Origin of the sequence: Geobacillus sp. WSUCF-018B (genome assembly GCF_002809985.1) — a bacterium.
Lineage (GTDB): Bacteria > Bacillota > Bacilli > Bacillales > Anoxybacillaceae > Geobacillus > Geobacillus thermophilus.
Genome location: NZ_PIJF01000043.1, coordinates 16,698 through 32,945, shown reverse-complemented (window position 1 = coordinate 32,945; position 16,248 = coordinate 16,698). Strand labels below are relative to the sequence as shown.

13 protein-coding genes and 2 pseudogenes are annotated in these 16,248 nt (G+C 52.5%); 8 read left to right on the top strand and 7 right to left on the bottom strand.

The features are described from left to right. Positions 1–117: 117 nt before the first annotated feature. Positions 118–1,242 (top strand): glycerate kinase, encoded by a 1,125-nt coding sequence (locus CV944_RS12625; RefSeq protein ID WP_100664292.1) that lies wholly within the window; start codon positions 118–120, stop codon positions 1,240–1,242. A 163-nt stretch (positions 1,243–1,405) separates the two neighbouring features. Here CV944_RS12625 and manA read toward each other — a convergent pair whose 3' ends face one another. Then, positions 1,406–2,368 carry a mannose-6-phosphate isomerase, class I gene (manA, locus tag CV944_RS12620; protein WP_033008876.1) on the bottom strand — a complete coding sequence of 321 codons (963 nt, stop codon included), beginning with the start codon at positions 2,366–2,368 and terminating at the stop codon, positions 1,406–1,408. A 191-nt stretch (positions 2,369–2,559) separates the two neighbouring features. Further along, the gene (locus tag CV944_RS12615; protein WP_100664290.1) at positions 2,560–4,086 is read right to left on the bottom strand and encodes an FAD-dependent oxidoreductase; all 1,527 of its coding nucleotides are present in this window, start codon (positions 4,084–4,086) and stop codon (positions 2,560–2,562) included. 186 nt (positions 4,087–4,272) lie between these two features. On the opposite strand from CV944_RS12615, the gene CV944_RS12610 reads away from it, so the two are divergent. Further along, complete coding sequence (locus CV944_RS12610; protein WP_100664289.1) at positions 4,273–5,661, top strand: ATP-binding protein; 1,389 nt, start codon at positions 4,273–4,275, stop codon at positions 5,659–5,661. Positions 5,662–5,752: 91 nt separating this feature from the next. Here the strand turns inward: CV944_RS12610 and CV944_RS12605 are convergent. Continuing rightward, a pseudogene (locus CV944_RS12605) lies at positions 5,753–5,902 on the bottom strand (amino acid permease); the annotation flags it as partial. A 145-nt stretch (positions 5,903–6,047) separates the two neighbouring features. Here CV944_RS12605 and CV944_RS12600 point away from each other — a divergent pair. From CV944_RS12600 to qoxD, 5 genes are all read left to right on the top strand, one after another. Beyond that, on the top strand, positions 6,048–6,758 hold the full coding sequence (locus CV944_RS12600; protein WP_033008879.1) for a TrmH family RNA methyltransferase: 711 nt from the start codon (positions 6,048–6,050) through the stop codon (positions 6,756–6,758). Between the two features lie 482 nt (positions 6,759–7,240). Continuing rightward, the gene (gene qoxA / locus CV944_RS12590; RefSeq protein WP_100664291.1) at positions 7,241–8,146 is read left to right on the top strand and encodes a cytochrome aa3 quinol oxidase subunit II; all 906 of its coding nucleotides are present in this window, start codon (positions 7,241–7,243) and stop codon (positions 8,144–8,146) included. Positions 8,147–8,163: 17 nt separating this feature from the next. Beyond that, the gene (gene qoxB / locus CV944_RS12585) at positions 8,164–10,110 is read left to right on the top strand and encodes a cytochrome aa3 quinol oxidase subunit I (protein WP_063330622.1); all 1,947 of its coding nucleotides are present in this window, start codon (positions 8,164–8,166) and stop codon (positions 10,108–10,110) included. A 3-nt stretch (positions 10,111–10,113) separates the two neighbouring features. Beyond that, positions 10,114–10,728: a cytochrome aa3 quinol oxidase subunit III gene (qoxC, locus tag CV944_RS12580; protein ID WP_100664288.1), complete on the top strand. Its 615-nt coding sequence runs from the start codon at positions 10,114–10,116 to the stop codon at positions 10,726–10,728. A 1-nt stretch (position 10,729) separates the two neighbouring features. After that, a complete protein-coding gene (gene qoxD / locus CV944_RS12575; RefSeq protein ID WP_011232920.1) occupies positions 10,730–11,029 on the top strand; it encodes a cytochrome aa3 quinol oxidase subunit IV in 300 nt (99 codons plus the stop codon). Between the two features lie 187 nt (positions 11,030–11,216). Here qoxD and CV944_RS12570 read toward each other — a convergent pair whose 3' ends face one another. From CV944_RS12570 to CV944_RS12560, 3 genes are all read right to left on the bottom strand, one after another. Further along, positions 11,217–11,939, bottom strand: coding sequence for an amino acid ABC transporter ATP-binding protein (locus CV944_RS12570; RefSeq protein WP_011232919.1), 723 nt, complete (start codon positions 11,937–11,939; stop codon positions 11,217–11,219). Beyond that, complete coding sequence (locus CV944_RS12565) at positions 11,936–12,592, bottom strand: amino acid ABC transporter permease (RefSeq protein ID WP_047819165.1); 657 nt, start codon at positions 12,590–12,592, stop codon at positions 11,936–11,938. Before CV944_RS12565 ends, CV944_RS12570 begins: the two co-directional genes overlap by 4 nt. A gap of 69 nt (positions 12,593–12,661) precedes the next feature. After that, a complete protein-coding gene (locus CV944_RS12560) occupies positions 12,662–13,480 on the bottom strand; it encodes a basic amino acid ABC transporter substrate-binding protein (protein WP_044743012.1) in 819 nt (272 codons plus the stop codon). A 398-nt stretch (positions 13,481–13,878) separates the two neighbouring features. Between CV944_RS12560 and putP the strand changes: the two are divergent. Further along, positions 13,879–14,952, top strand: a pseudogene (gene putP / locus CV944_RS12555) (sodium/proline symporter PutP); the annotation flags it as partial. A gap of 318 nt (positions 14,953–15,270) precedes the next feature. Here putP and CV944_RS12550 read toward each other — a convergent pair. Continuing rightward, complete coding sequence (locus tag CV944_RS12550) at positions 15,271–16,131, bottom strand: carbon-nitrogen hydrolase family protein (RefSeq protein WP_100664287.1); 861 nt, start codon at positions 16,129–16,131, stop codon at positions 15,271–15,273. Between the last annotated feature and the right edge of the window lie 117 nt (positions 16,132–16,248).

Here is a 16,248-nt window from a genome sequence, read left to right as displayed (position 1 = left end):
GTGTTTCCGTGCTTGGTCACGAGATACACGGGAAACCCGGTGTATCGTGAAACACCCGGAAAGAAAAAGGCAAGAAACCCCCACTTCAACGCCTACAGGAGTAAGTGGGGGAGGTTCATAGAAAGCCTCTCGGCGCTCGAAGTCGCCGAGGCGGTGGAACGCGGGTTCCGGTCGGTGTTTCCAGAGGCTGAGTACGTGAAAGTGCCGATGGCCGATGGCGGGGAAGGGACGGTGCAGTCGCTTGTTGATGCGACTGGCGGCCGCATCGTGGAAGTGAACGTGACCGGACCGCTCGGTGAGCCGGTGCGGGCGTTTTTTGGCTTGCTCGGCGACGGGAAGACAGCGGTCATCGAGATGGCGGCTGCCTCGGGGCTGCACCTTGTCCCACGCGACCGGCGTAATCCGTTGGTGACGACGACACGGGGGACGGGAGAACTGATCCGAGCAGCGCTTGACGCCGGCGCCACTCATTTGATTATCGGCATTGGCGGCAGCGCGACAAACGATGGCGGGGCCGGCATGGTGCAGGCGCTTGGGGGAAGGCTTTTGGACGAAGACGGCCGGGACATCGGTCCGGGAGGCGGAGCGCTCGCTTATTTGCAGTCGATCGACTTGTCCGGGCTCGATCCGCGTCTAGAGAACGTGCGCATTGATGTCGCATGCGATGTCGATAATCCGCTCACCGGACCGAGAGGCGCGTCCGCCATTTTCGGCCCGCAAAAGGGGGCGACACCGGATATGGTCGCGGTTCTCGACCAGAACTTGGCGCACTATGCCGACGTCATCAGCCGCGAACTCGGCAAACAAGTCGGCGACATTCCCGGCGCCGGCGCGGCCGGAGGCTTGGGAGCGGGGCTGCTTGCGTTTCTCCCGGCTGAGCTGAAGCGCGGCGTTGATATTGTGATCGAGACGGTTCAGCTCGCGGAGCGCGTCAAAGGCGCCGATTTAGTCATTACCGGTGAAGGACGGATCGACGGACAGACGATATTCGGAAAAACGCCGATTGGTGTCGCCAAAACGGCGAAGCAGTTCGGCGTCCCGGTCATCGGCATCGCCGGTTCGTTAGGCGACGACAGTGCGGTCGTCTTAGACCATGGCATTGACGCCCTCTTTACAATTGTTCCCGGCGTCATTCCGCTTGAGAAAGCGTTCGAGCAGGCGGAACAGTATGTGACGCAAACGGCGCGGTATATTGCCTCTGTGTATCGTCTCGGTCAAATGAAAGGGACATCTTTCTCCTAAGCGGGGAAGATGATGGGATTTCTTCATGGGTGAAATCCTATTGTTGAACGGCATGTTCTGTTCAGCCGTCCCCTTCTCGGGTGGACAATAGAAAAAGGTGTCCCAAAGGCAAGAGGACACCTTTTTTGTATGTTGCAACCCATTGGTTGAGGAAGTCAGTCGTTTATTTGCCTGTCCGCGGCCACGACGCGATCGCCTGGAGGGAGCCGCGAATGGTGAAACGGCCGAATTGATGCGGCAAAATGAAATGGTCGCCCCGGCGAAGCAAGTATGTCTGTCCTTTGCGGACAAGCTCGCCTTCGCCTTCGAGGATGCTGACGATGAGAAACGGTTTTGCCTGCTCTGATTCGAACGCGCCGCGGACGTCCCATTTTTGGACGCCGAAGTAGTCGCCTTCCACGAATGTCGTCACAGTCGCGCCCGGGAATTCGGCGACATGGGGGCGGATGTCGATGTCGCGGTGCGGGACAGTCGTGACATCTATTGCTTTGTCAAGATGAAGCTCCCGCCTGCGCCCTTGGCTGTCGACACGGTCGTAGTCGTAGACGCGGTATGTCGTGTCCGAGCTTTGCTGCGTCTCGAGGACGAGCGTTCCTTCGCAAAGGGCGTGGATCGTGCCGCTTGGGACATAGAAGAAGTCGCCCGGGCGGATCGGCACTTTCCGGAGCAAGCGCTCCCACTCCCCCGCCTCCATCATGGCGCGCAGCTGCTCCTTCGTCTCGGCGTAATGGCCGTAAATGAGCTCAGCGCCCGGCTTGCAATCGATGATGTACCAACATTCCGTTTTGCCGAGCTCTCCGCCTTCATGCGTTTTGGCGTATTCATCGTCCGGGTGGACTTGGACGGACAAGTCGGCGTTGGCGTCCAAAATTTTCGTCAACAGCGGAAAGCGATCAGACGGGAAGTGGCCGAACAAATCGCGGCGTTCCTCCCATAATTGACCAAGCGTCATCCCGGCAAACGGTCCGCGGGCGACGACTGTCTGCCCGTGCGGATGGGCGGACACCGCCCAGCATTCCCCTGTTTGCGAAGACGGAATGTCGTAGCCGAATCGTTCGGCGAGCTTCGTGCCGCCCCAAATCCGTTCTTGGAAGACAGGGGTGAGAAAAATCGGTTCAAAGTCCATGCGTCATCCCTCCCGAAAACATCATGCAACGTACAGTCCACTCTCATTTTCATCTTATCACGAAATGCGCGATCGGCAAATGAAAACGATAAGGGGGTTAGGAACATACGCTCCCAACCCCCATTGGAACTCAAGGTCGACATGTCCACTGCAACGATGTTCTGCATGCGCCGCCGTCTCGCGTCAGCGCGTCACTTCGCGTCATCAAGTTCAATGCACGCGAGCGGCTGTTTCGCCGGTCCTTCGATCACATCGCCATCGATCGAGAAGCGCGAGCCATGGCATGGACAGTCCCACGTCTTGTCGCCGCTGTTCCACTCCAGCTCGCAGCCCATATGGGTGCACGTCGTATCAACGACATGAAGCGTTCCCGCCTCGTCCTTATAGGCGCCCGCCCGCTTTCCGTTGACCGAGACAACCGCCCCTTCTCCGGGCGCCAAATCTTGCGGCCGGCGGATAACCGGTTCGATCTTTCCCTCCAGAAAATGTTTGGCGACGTCAAGGTTTGTCGTGAAAAACTGCTTCATGCTTGGATCAGCGTAAAAGCGCGACGGAGAGTACAAGTCGCGGTATCGGTTGTCGCGGTCGAGAATGAGGTCAGACAAAAGCATCCCGGCGACCGTCCCGTTCGTCATCCCCCACTTCCGGTACCCTGTCGCGACATAAATGTTTGGCGTCCCTGCTGTCATCGGGCCGATATATGGCAATTTATCAAGCGTCGTCAAGTCTTGGGCCGACCAACGGTAACGAATGTCTTTTACCGTAAACAACTGCGAGGCGAACGAGGACAACGCCTCATAATGGCGCATTGTCGGCACGCCTTGGCCGGTTTTATGGTTTTCGCCGCCAATTAGGATAAGCGTCTCGCTGCCTGCCGCTGCGGAGCGGATCGAGCGTTTCGGTTCATCGGCGCTTAAATACATGCCGCCCGGGTACGGTTCAGTGATCGTCACTCCCAATACGTACGACCGTTCAGCGTACATGCGCGAAAAGTAAAACCCGCCGTCGTAAAACGGAAAGTGAGAACAGACGACGACATGGTCGCACTCAACCCGTTTTTTGTCTCGCGTAATGACTGTCATCCTTTTTCCTTGTTCAATATCCGCCGCTGGTGTGTGTTCGTAAATGGCGCTGCCAGCCTGTGTGATCGAATCGACGAGTTTGGCCAAATATTTGAGCGGATGAAATTGCGCCTGCCTCTTCATCACGACCGCTGCCGCCACCGGCAGCGGGAGCGGGATCGACTCAACGAAGGCGCCGTCAATGCCGAGCCGTTCGTACGCTTCCCATTCTTTCACTAGTTTTTGGAAAGAAGAGGAAGACATCGTATAAATATAGGCATCTTGCTCGCAAAAGTCGCAGTCTATTTGTTGTTCTTCGATCGTGCGGCGGATAAACTGGAGTGCGTCCATGCAGGCGTCATAATAGAGTCGCGCCTTTTCTGCACCGAAATGGTTGAGAAATTCATCATAGACGAGATCGTGCTGGGCGGTGATTTTCGCTGTCGTATGGCCGGTCGTTCCGTTCAACAGCCGGTCCGCTTCGAGAAGGGCGACGCGCACACCTTGCGTCGCCAGTAAATAAGCGGTTGTAATGCCGGAAATGCCGCCGCCGATGACTGCGACGTCGGCGGAAATGTCCGCATCGAGCTTCGGAAACGACGGAAGCGGCACGGAATCACGCCAATACGGCTCTATGACCGAAGGGAGGGATGACATACGGATGCCTCCTTGCCTGTCAATAGTGGTTTTCCATAGTTTGCTCTTTGCCATGGACCGTTATTCCACATATCCACAACCCTTTTCTTTTTTTGGCAATCGTCCGCAAGGAGAATAAAAGATGGTACAATAGAAAAAAAGAGGTCAAGACTGTTTTGCAAAAATAATGTTAAAGGAAGATCAAGAGTGAATAAATATACACATTCGTTTCATGAACGCGCCAATGCGACGGCAGACAGCCTCATTTTAGAGCATTACAGCTTGAGCGAGCTCAATTTTGAGACCGTCAGCCATTACCGGGAGCAGTTTGCCCGCGCCAAACCGGGGCATCCATGGAACAGTCTTGAGACGAAAGAGTTTTTATACAAAATCGGCGCTTGGGGCAAGCTGCGCGACAGCAGCAAAGAAGGACTGACGCTCGCCGGACTCGTGATGTTCAGCGAAGAGCGGATCATTACCGAGGTGCTGCCGCAATATTTTTTAGAATACCGGGAATATGACGGTGCAAAGGCGGCAGGATGGGCGAAGCGGTTCACATCGCAGGATGGAACGTGGTCCGGCAACGCCTATGATTTTTATTTCCGCGTGTTGGCGGAGTTGGAGCGCCACGTTTGGCTTGAGGAAGGGCGTGCTCTGCTCGCCGAGGCGCTCGCTAATGCCATCGTTCATGCCGATTACGGGGAAGAAGGCGGCATTACCGTTGAAAAAGAGGACGGGGCGTTTCGATTTGCCAACCCGGGCCGGTTCCGCCTGCCAATTGAAGCCGCTATGGCTGGACAAATGAGCAATCTGCGCAATCCGAACATCTTTAAAATGTTTTTGTTGATCGATGTATGCAAACGCGCAGGATCCGGTTTGAAGCGCATGCATGATTGGCAGGAACGGGCGCTTGTCCAGCCGGTCGATATTTTGCAGCAAATGAATCCAGACCGCACGATCGTGACGTTATGCCCATTGTTGTTTCCAGCTGAGGCGGGGGCGACAATTGAAACAGAAATCAATGAATCATTGCAACAGCAAGAACAAGCATGGATAGAACACGGTGCGGATCAACATGACGTGGACTTCGGAAGTAACGAGGCCAACTACGTAAATAAGGAGCTCAACTCCGTTATTATCGAACAAAACTCCGTAAACAACTCGACAAACTCCTTGAATAGGGAGGCGAACTCCGTAAAAAACGAGATTGACTCCGTAAATATCCCGTCATGCTCCGTGAATAAAGGTGCGAACTCCGTTAATAAAACACCAAACTCCGTAAATAATGCTATATCTGTTGATGAAAGGGAGGAAGAAGAGAGAAACGAGTCGATCGATGAGCGGCTGTGGGAGATGGCAGAACTGGCACGTCGAAAAAAGCGGTTGGCTCCGGCGGTTATGGAAGAGATGATCGTCCGCCTGTGCTGCGAGCGACCGCTGCGACTGAAAGAGTTGGCGACGCTGTTGGAACGGACGCCGGATGGGCTGCGCACCAACTACTTAGGGAAGCTGGTCGACGAAGGGAAAATCCGATTGAAATATCCGGATCAGCCGAACCACCCGCGCCAGGCGTACATCGGCGTCAAAGAAAGATGAGGGACGGGTTGTGCAGTTGCCAACAAATGAAAAGGAAACGGAGCTGACTCAAAAGTCCCTTTTTGATGAAATGTAACCGAAGTATGTGAAAGAGACCACCTCTGCGTCCGAATGCGGTTGGCGCTTCTTGCTGTTCAGCGAGGTTGAACAGCATCCGGCTCGTGCTGAAAATGCCGCTGTTGCATGACGATAAAGCCGCAGTCAAGACGACGAAGTTAATGATTCCGGCAGCCGCATGAATGATAGTTTGTAAATGAACAATGTTTCCAAAACATTATTTATAGAATAGTTTGAATAGTTCAGGGAATGATCGAGATTGCCCAGCGGCATCCTATTTTGTACAATAGGAAGCACAGGCGAAGAGGAACGGAGCGAAGGTGATCGACATGGAAGAACGGGACATGAAGACGTTTCTTGCCCAGCTGCAGCAAGAAGGGCTGCTGACCGAGCAGACGCGTCCGGTTTGGGAAATGATTTTGCCGAAACGATTAAAACGAATGTATGACGTTCTTAACGAGCGCACCCGTTATATTACGGTTTTGATTGAAGCGGTCGACGACCCGCACAATCAGGCAGCGGTGCTGCGGACAGCCGAGGCGTTCGGCGTTCAAGACATCCATATCGTCACGGGAAAAGCGCCATTTTCGCCAAACCGGCTCGTGACGCGCCATGCTGACCAATGGCTGACGCTTCACCGGCAGCCTGATATCGAAACCGCCATCAACGACTTAAAACAGCAAGGGTATCAAGTGTATGCCAGCTATCTTGGCGAGGGGACGATTCCTCTTTCCGACATCGATGTATCCAAACCGACGGCGCTTTTATTTGGCAACGAACATAGCGGCGTATCCGATGAGGCGCTGAAACTCGCAGACGGGACGTTCGTCATCCCGATGTACGGCTTCGTCCAAAGCTTTAACATTTCCGTTGCCGCGGCGCTGGCGCTGTACGATGTGACTGAGCGCGCCCGCCGCCAAGCCGGAACGCGCTATTATTTATCGTCGAATGAGAAAAAAGCGCTCTACCAACAATGGATGTGGCAAACGTTGAATCCGCGCATCCGCAAACAGCTTGAGCTGCAAGGGTATACCATTTAACTTCCCTCCGAAAGAGAAAGTGGGAGATGAATGTCGGTTGGCGTTAGCCAACGAATAGGATAGAATATGGCTAGAACGGACACCTTCGGAACGAAGGGAAGCGTAAAGGGTTCTGGTGTGTGGCTTACCGTTCAGCGAACACACACACAAGTCGCTTGAAGCCCCCACCTCTAAGCGAAGCGTAGGTGGTGGGTAGTTCACATACAAGAAACGGCCGGATTTTTGGAACGTGGGGATCCGGCCGTTTTTTTATGGCATTCCCCGCCTTGAATCCCTTTTCCCATCAATAGTTCCCTAATCGAGGAAAACTAGTGGCGATTTCTTGAACAATGATTGAACAGTTTGTGACAAATGTTTTGCTGATTTATGAACTTTTGCGCGTGTTGGTTTCAAACATTTTCAATTTTGATATGGTAGAAAACAAAGACATATCGATGGAAGACGCCCTGGATGCCGGGGCGGATAAAGGGGGATACAGAGCGATGAAACAGGCGATATGGCGCGCCATGTTAGCTTTGCCGTTTTTGCTTTTGCTTGGCGGCTGCGTCGAGCGCACGGCCGTGCTCAATCCGCAAGGGCCGGTGGCGCGCATGCAGTATGATTTGATCATGTGGTCTGTCGGCTTTATGTTGTTCATTATTGTTGTTGTATTTACGTTGTTTGCCGTTTTTCTCATTCGTTATCGCGAGAAGCCGGAAAATGCCGGCTATGAGCCGCCGGATGAGGAAGGAAACACGTTGCTTGAAGTCGTCTGGACGGCCATTCCGATTTTGATTGTCGCTGCGCTCGCTGTTCCAACAGTGAAGGCGACGTTTGCGTTGGAAAAGCCGCCGACCGAGAACGTGAAACCGATCACGATTCATGTGACGGCGGCGAACTGGAAATGGATTTTCAGCTATCCGGAAGAAAACATTGAAACGGTCAACTACGTCCATATTCCGGCCGGTGTGCCGGTCAAATTCAAGCTCACGTCCGTCGGACCGATGAATTCGTTTTGGGTGCCGGAGCTAGGCGGACAAAAATATGCGATGGACGGCATGGAGACAGAGCTGATTTTACAAGCTGATAAACCAGGATCGTATATGGGGCGGAGCGCCAACTTTTCCGGGGAAAAGTTCGCACATATGGAATTTGAGGTTGTCGCCCAAACGGGAACGGACTTCCGCAAATGGATAAATGAAGTGAAACAAACCGCCCCGAAGCTCGATGAGGAAAAATACACACAAATTTTAAAACCGGGGCTTGTTGGGCGAATGACGTTTTCGAACACCCACTTGCAATGGATTGACCATGCGAAACAAAACAGCCATCATGCAGATCGAAAGCCAATGAGAAACGACGATCAACATGATGAAACGATGACAAACGGTCACCATCATGGGGAGTAGGAAAGGGGGAACGAAGGATGAAATGGAGCGAGTTTTTCGTAACCGGAGAGCCGCTCATTTACGCGGCTGATGTCGCGATCGTTTTAACGATAATCGGCATTGTGTTCGTCTTGACGTATTTTAAAAAATGGAAATGGCTGTGGAACGAATGGCTCACTACCGTCGACCATAAAAAAATCGGCGTCATGTACATTATTTGCGCAGTTTTGATGCTCTTCCGCGGCGGCGTCGATGCGCTTTTGATGCGGGCGCAGCTGACCGCGCCGAACATGAAGTTTCTTGACGCGCAACATTACAATGAAATATTTACGACGCACGGGACGATTATGATCTTGTTTATGGCGATGCCGTTCATCATCGGTTTGATGAACATTGTCGTTCCGCTGCAAATCGGGGCGCGCGATGTCGCGTTTCCATATTTGAATGCGTTAAGCTTTTGGCTCTTTTTCTTCGGTGCGTTGCTGTTTAACATTTCATTCGTCATCGGCGGATCGCCGGATGCCGGTTGGACGGCGTACTTCCCGCTTGCCGGCAACGAATTCAGCCCTGGCGTCGGCAACAACTATTACGCTGTCGCTTTACAAATTTCCGGGATCGGAACATTGATGACCGGGATCAACTTCCTTGTCACGATTTTAAAAATGCGCGCGCCGGGCATGACATTGATGCGCATGCCGATGTTTACGTGGACGATTCTCATTACGTGCGTGCTCATTATTTTCGCCTTCCCGGTGTTGACGGTCGCCTTGGCGCTCATGACGTTTGACCGGCTGTTTGATACGCAGTTTTTCACGATGGCCAACGGCGGCATGTCGATGCTCTGGGCGAACTTGTTCTGGATTTGGGGCCATCCGGAAGTGTATATCGTCATTTTGCCGGCGTTCGGCATTTTCTCGGAAGTGGTCAGCACGTTTGCGCAGAAACGGCTGTTCGGTTATAAGGCGATGGTCGGTTCGATCGTGGGCATTGCGTTCCTGAGCTTTATCGTTTGGGTGCACCACTTCTTTACGATGGGCGCAGGGCCGGCCGTGAACTCTGCCTTCTCGATCACGACGATGGCGATCGCCATTCCGACCGGGGTGAAAATTTTCAACTGGCTGTTTACGATCCGAAAAGGGAAAATTCGTTTTACAACCGCGATGCTTTGGTCGCTGGCGTTCATTCCGAACTTCGTCATCGGCGGCGTGACGGGGGTTATGTTGGCAATGGCCGCGGCCGATTATCAATACCATAACAGCTATTTTCTGATTGCCCATTTCCATTACGTGTTGATCGCGGGTACGGTGTTCGCCTGCTTTGCCGGTTTGCATTATTGGTATCCGAAAATGTTCGGCCATATCTTGAATGAACGGCTTGGCAAGTGGACGTTTTGGCTGTTTATGATCGGCTTTAACATCTGCTTCTTCCCGATGTATTTCCTAGGGTTGATGGGGATGACGCGCCGCATGTACACGTACTCGGCTGGTCTCGGCTGGACGCCGCTCAACGTCGTCGCGACGGTCGGGGCGGTGTTGATGGGCATCGGGTTTATCGTGCTTTGTTACAACATTTATTACAGCGCCCGCTACGGCGAGCGCGACATGACCGGCGACCCGTGGAACGGACGGACGCTTGAGTGGGCGACCGCGTCGCCGCCGGTGCATTACAATTTCCCGGTGACGCCGGTTGTCGAAGATGTGGACGCGTATTGGGTGATGAAGAAAAAGTATGGCGGCTTCCACGTGAAAGAAGAAGACTTGAAGCCGATCCATATGCCAAGCAACTCAGGACGCCCGTTTTGGATGTCGGTGGCGTTTTTCGTCGCCGGGTTCGGCCTTGTGTTCAAATGGTTTGCGTTGGCTATCGTTGGTGCGTTGTTCATTGTGCTTGGATTGATTCTCCGCTCATTTGAAGACGATGATGGCTACCATATTCCGGTTGACGAAATCAAACGGATGGAACGAGCGGCGCGGAAGGGGGCGTGACGAATGGGAGAAGCTGCACATCGCTATGAGGAAACGGTGCCGCTGGAGTATCGGACGCAAGAAAGTCGGTTGAACATATTGGGTTTCTGGATTTTCCTCGGGGCGGAAGTCGCGCTGTTTGCGACGCTGTTTGCGACGTATCTCGTCTTGTTCCAACGGACCGGCTCGGGGCCGACGGCAGCGGAGCTGTTTGAGGTAAAAGACGTTTTGATCGAAACGTTGTTGCTGTTGACGAGCAGTTTCACATGTGGGTTGGCCATTTTTGAAATGCGCCGCGGCCGCATGAGCGGGCTGATTGCCTGGCTGCTCGTGACGCTTCTGCTTGGGGTGGGGTTTATTACGGTTGAAATTCGCGAGTTCATCCATTACGTCCATGAAGGAGCGACGATGCAGACGAGCGCATTTTTATCAAGCTTTTTCGTGCTCGTCGGCACGCACGGCGCCCACGTCGGCTTAGGGATCGGCTGGATGATTCTCATCATCATCCAGCTTCTCCAACGCGGGTTGACGGCGAAAACGGCGCGCAAAGTGTTTATCGTCAGTTTGTATTGGCACTTTTTAGACGTCGTTTGGATTTTCATCTTCACGCTCGTCTATTTGTTAGGGATGGTGATCTAACATGGGCGCAAACAGCCATCGCGAATCATTTCCGTGGAAACATATCATTGGGTTTTTGTTGTCGCTCGTCTTGACGTTTGCGGCTCTTTGGGTGGCGCTCTCGTCTGGGCTGCCGCTTAAAGCCGTGATCGTCATCATCGTCTTGTTCGCGATCATCCAAGCGAGCTTGCAGCTGTTTCTATTCATGCACGTCAACGAAAGCGACAGCGGCAAAGTGCAAACGTTCAACATGGTATACAGCTTCTTTATTGCTGTTGTCGTTGTCGCCGGTTCGATTTGGGTGATGCAGTTTGTGTTGTAAAGCGAGGCTGGCCGGGGTTCGGCCGGCTTTTTATGTTCAGAAGGGCTTTTGTGGTGTCATAGATGCCTGAAATGGGGGAGCCGTTGACGGAACATTGAAGAGATGGAGAGGCAACGTGGTTGCATTATAGGGGGCATGATATGTGCCTAAAAAAAGTCGTCTTGCCTCAAACAGGCAAGACGACGTTTTACAGCACTTTTGATAAAAACGCTTTCGTCCGCTCATGCTGCGGGTGGTCGAACAAGTCTTCCGGCTTCCCTTCCTCGACAATGTAGCCGCCGTCCATAAACAGGACGCGGTCGCCGACTTCACGGGCAAAGCCCATCTCGTGGGTGACGACGACCATCGTCATCCCTTCATTGGCCAGCTGCTTCATGACCGAGAGCACTTCCCCGACCATTTCCGGGTCAAGCGCTGACGTCGGCTCGTCAAACAGCATGATTTTCGGTTCCATGGCCAATGCCCGGGCGATGGCGACGCGCTGCGCCTGCCCACCGGAGAGGGAGTCCGGGTAGACGTGCGCTTTGTCTTGCAGCCCGACTTTGGCGAGCAGCTCCATCGCCTTCGCTTCCGCTTTTTCACGCGGCCATTTCCGCACTTTCATCGGTGCCAGCGTGATATTGTTCAGCACCGTCATATGCGGAAACAAGTTAAAGCGCTGGAACACCATTCCGACTTCTTCCCGCACTTTATTTAAGTTCGTGTCTTTCGCCTTTAAATTAATGCCGTCAATAATAATTTCACCTTCATCGAAATCCTCAAGCAAGTTTAAACAGCGTAAAAACGTCGATTTTCCCGACCCCGATGGGCCGATGACGACCACGACTTCTCCTTCGCGAATATGGACATCGATTCCTTTTAAAACTTGGAGCGAACCGAACGATTTTTTCAGCTGGCGTACGTCAATCATTGGGTCGAATACTTCCTTTCAAGATAGTGTGACAGTTTGCTTAACGAAAGCGTTAAGAGCAAATAGATGAACGCCACTGTTAAATACGGCTCCCAAACGCGGTAATACTCACCCGCGGCCGCTTTCCCCCAATACATGATTTCCGGGGCGGCGATGACCATCCCAAGCGACGAATCTTTAATTAAGACGATAAACTCGTTCGCAAACGGCGGAATCATTCGCTTTAACGCCTGCGGCAAAATAATGTAGCGCATCGCCTGCGCATGCGTCATCCCAAGCGAGCGGGCCGCTTCCATTTGCCCTTTGTCGATCGACTGGATGCCGGCGCGGAAAATCTCGGCCACATACGCGGCCGAGTTGAGCGACAGCGAGACGGCCAGGGAAGCGACGGCATTTGGCTGGGCGAAAAAGAGCGGCATGGCGCCGAAATGGACGAGCAAAATTTGCACGACAAGCGGCGTACCGCGGAAAAAGTGAATGTACCACGAAAACGGCAAACGAATAATCGGGTTGGACGACATTTTGCCAAGGCCGATGAACAGGCCGAGAATGAGGCCGAACACGATGCCGGCTAATGATACGCCGATCGTTACGAGCAGCCCTTGCCAAAAGTAAGGGGCGTATTCAACAATAATATCAAAACGAAAATCCATCGATCTCACCTTTCTCTAAGAAAAATGCGTAACTTGCGGGTAGTTACGCATTTTTCTATGTTCGTGCGCTTATTGTTGTTTTAATCGATCAAGCTTCGGTTCTTTTCCAAACCATTTTTTATAGATTTCAGTGTATTTGCCGCTGTTGATGACGTTTTTTAATGCTTCGTCCACTTTGGCTTTCAATTCGCTGTTTTTTGGGAAGATCATACCATAATATTCTGAAGCGAAGTTTTTTGGATCCTCAATGACTTGCAGTTTTTTATTGGGATTGTTTTTCACGTATTCGTTTGCCACCGCGTTGTCCGTGATGACAGCATCAACACCGCCGTTTAGCAGTTCCATAATGGCAACAACACTCGTTTCGAATTTTTTAATATGATCGCCTTTGCCAAATAGCTTCTCCGCAGCTTCTTGACCGGTTGTCGCGTTTTGAACGCCGATCGTTTTCCCTTTTAAGTCAAGGGCGTTTTTCACCGGGCTGCCTTGTTTGACTAAGATGACTTGTGTTGCTTCAAAGTACGGAGCTGAGAAATCATAAGATTGTTTCCGTTTGTCCGTAATCGTAATGCCGGAAATGCCCATGTCGATTTCTTTGCTTTGCAGCGAAGCGAACAGCGGATCCCAGCCGATGTTTTTTAATTCATAATCCAAGCCGGCTTCTTTCATCACTGCATCCAAAAGGTCGGCGTCAAACCCAACAATTTTTCCTTTTTGCATATATTCAAATGGCGCAAACGCCGCGTCCGTCCCGACGGTGATTTTTTGCTTCCCTTCTTTTTCAGCGCCTGACGGAGAGCTTGTTTCTGTCGACTTGCCACAAGCGGCGAGCGCCATAAACAACGCAGCAACGACCGCTACGATCAAACCTTTCTTCATTTTTAACATCCTATAAAATCCCCCTTTGGAATCATTGTCGATGAACGATTATCATACTATCAATATTTTTGTTATTATGCAATAGGTTTTATAAAAATAATTGTTTGAACATTTTGGTACCGCCGTATAAATGGGGAAAAGGCGCATTTTTCAATGTTTTTCGCCACATTAACTGAAGGGCATATGGCTAATATCATTTCGTGTGCATTTTTATAAAATAATTTTTTATGTATAAAAAGACATAAACGATTGATTTTGAATTTACAGAATATTATACCAGAAAGAGGGTAGAGTTGGCAAAGGTTTTGTCAATTTGTTTATTATAGCGGTATGGAAAAATAAATACTATTGTGTAAATACTATCAATTTCGTTATGATGAAAGTGGTGACAAGACAGTAGAGGAAGTATGGTCTTTTTTACGTTTTATGTCTCGTCCGGCCTTGTTTCAGGGGGCGTTCTGTTTGAAAACTCATTTGGTGTTAGCTACCATACGGGATTGTGGATCGTCGGCGGTGTTGTCGTCGCTTACACGCTGTTTGGCGGCTTTTTGGCCGTCAGCTGGACGGACTTTGTCCAAGGGACGATTATGTTCATCGCGTTGATTTTAGTGCCGGTCGTGACGCTGTTCCATACAGGCGGGCCGGTGGATACGATGGAGACGATTCGCGACATCGATCCCAACTTGTTGAACTTGTGGAAAGGAACGAGTGTTCTTGGCATCATTTCGTTATTCGCCTGGGGGCTCGGCTATTTTGGCCAGCCGCACATTATCGTCCGCTTTATGGCCATTAAGTCGGTGAAAGAAATGAAAAGCGCCCGCCGCATCGGCATGGGCTGGATGATTTTCTCCGTTGTCGGGGCGATGTTGACCGGTCTTTTTGGAATCGCTTACTTTTCGCAGCGCGGCATGAAGCTTGATGATCCGGAAACGGTGTTTATTCAACTCGGACACATTTTGTTCCATCCGATTATTACTGGGTTTTTGCTGGCGGCGATTTTAGCGGCGATTATGAGCACGATCTCGTCACAGTTGCTCGTCACGTCGAGCTCGCTGACCGAAGACTTGTATAAAGTCGTGTTCCGCCGCGCGGCTTCGGATAAGGAGCTTGTCTTCGTCGGGCGTTTGTCGGTGCTCCTTGTCGCCATTGTCGCGACAGCGCTGGCGTATACGAAAAACGACACCATTTTAAACTTGGTCGGCTATGCGTGGGCTGGGTTTGGCGCATCGTTTGGCCCCGTCATTTTGCTTAGCTTATGCTGGCGGCGGATGACGAAATGGGGGGCGCTCGCCGGCATGGTCGCCGGGGCGGCAACGGTCATTTTGTGGACGCAGTCGGAGTATTTGAAAGGGCTGTTGTATGAGATGATTCCGGGCTTCGCCGCGAGCCTCGCCGCTATTGTCGTCGTGAGCCTGTTGACAAAAGCGCCGGAAGGGAAAGTGGCGGAACAGTTTGATCAGTTTAAGAAGTCGCTGTCATAAGCGAAATGAACAGGGTGTTCCTCGGTGGGGACACCCTGTTGTCATGATCGGCATGTTGTCCTTCATCATATAGGCGTTGTTGCGGCCTCGCAATTCGCCCGACCGCCTTACCGTGTCGCCGCGTCGCTATGCTGTTTCGGCTGGGCGATGGCAGTGTTGAGGCGGTGTCGCCATGATCAGCTTTAAGACGAGGCAAAGGGGTGCCGCACCCTGCTTTGGTTCGGATGCCAACACATGTCGCGGCGCCGCACCCTTTTAGTCCGGCCGCAGCCCCCCCTTGGCACCTCCGCCCGGAGGCGGGGCGAAGGGCCGCCGCTGTTACGCCATCGTGTTCCAGTCTGGATACAGATCAGTGCGCCGGTCGCGCCATGTCGCGACCGATCCTTTTTCCCGCACTTTGCGAAGGAGCGACAAGTCAAGGTCAGCGGTAATGACCATGTCGCTGTTGATCTCGCCCGCCGCAAGGACGCCGCCGGGTGGGAACGGGATGTCGTTTGGCGTGATGACGGCTGCCTGGCCGAAATTGGCGCGCATAAAGTCGACCGTCGGAAGCGACCCGACCGTGCCGGTCGTGACGACATACACTTCGTTTTCGACCGCCCGCGCGTGGCAGCAATACCGTACGCGGTAAAACCCGTGCCGATCGTCGGTGCACGACGGACAGAAGATGACGTCCGCCCCTTTCGCGCGCGCCAGGCGAACGATTTCCGGAAACTCGATGTCATAGCACGTCAAAATGGCGATCGTCGCTTTGTCCGTTTCAAAGACGTGCAGTCCGTCACCCGGGGCGATGTTCCATTCGTTGGCTTCGGTCGGGGTGATGTGCAGCTTCGCTTGGCGATGGATCGTTCCGTCCGGCGCAAACAAGTGGGCGACATTGTACAGCTTGTCGTTTTCGCGGATGACATGCGTACCGCCGATCAAATACATGCCCGTGTCTTTGGCGAGCGACGTAAACAGCCCGCAATACGGCTCCGTGTAGTCCGGCAAGTCGTCGATCGCTGCTTGACGTCCGTCATCAAGTGGAATGGAAAGCAATTGGGTCGTGAAAAATTCTGGGAACAAGACAAACTCGGCGTCAAACTCTTGCGCTGTTTTGACGTAATGCGTCACTTGCGCGGCAAACTCGTCAAACGAACGGATCGTATGCAAATGATATTGGACAGCGGATACGCGCAATGGCGGCACCTTCCTTTCTATTTCCATATGGCATCTATTTTAGCACCATGCAAACCGTTTCGAGGCATTTGATTTTTCAATATGCGCAGGCCCCGCTCCCTTCCTATTTCAAGGAGG

Excerpts from the sequence above, each read along its gene's own strand:
- manA (WP_033008876.1), bottom strand. The coding sequence starts at position 2,368 with ATGGACTTTGAACCGATTTTTCTCACCCCTGTCTTCCAAGAACGGATT.
- CV944_RS12615 (WP_100664290.1), bottom strand. The coding sequence starts at position 4,086 with ATGTCATCCCTCCCTTCGGTCATAGAGCCGTATTGGCGTGATTCCGTG.
- CV944_RS12600 (WP_033008879.1), top strand. The coding sequence starts at position 6,048 with ATGGAAGAACGGGACATGAAGACGTTTCTTGCCCAGCTGCAGCAAGAA.
- qoxA (WP_100664291.1), top strand. The coding sequence starts at position 7,241 with ATGAAACAGGCGATATGGCGCGCCATGTTAGCTTTGCCGTTTTTGCTT.
- qoxB (WP_063330622.1), top strand. The coding sequence starts at position 8,164 with ATGAAATGGAGCGAGTTTTTCGTAACCGGAGAGCCGCTCATTTACGCG.
- qoxC (WP_100664288.1), top strand. The coding sequence starts at position 10,114 with ATGGGAGAAGCTGCACATCGCTATGAGGAAACGGTGCCGCTGGAGTAT.
- qoxD (WP_011232920.1), top strand. The coding sequence starts at position 10,730 with ATGGGCGCAAACAGCCATCGCGAATCATTTCCGTGGAAACATATCATT.
- CV944_RS12570 (WP_011232919.1), bottom strand. The coding sequence starts at position 11,939 with ATGATTGACGTACGCCAGCTGAAAAAATCGTTCGGTTCGCTCCAAGTT.
- CV944_RS12565 (WP_047819165.1), bottom strand. The coding sequence starts at position 12,592 with ATGGATTTTCGTTTTGATATTATTGTTGAATACGCCCCTTACTTTTGG.
- CV944_RS12560 (WP_044743012.1), bottom strand. The coding sequence starts at position 13,480 with ATGTTAAAAATGAAGAAAGGTTTGATCGTAGCGGTCGTTGCTGCGTTG.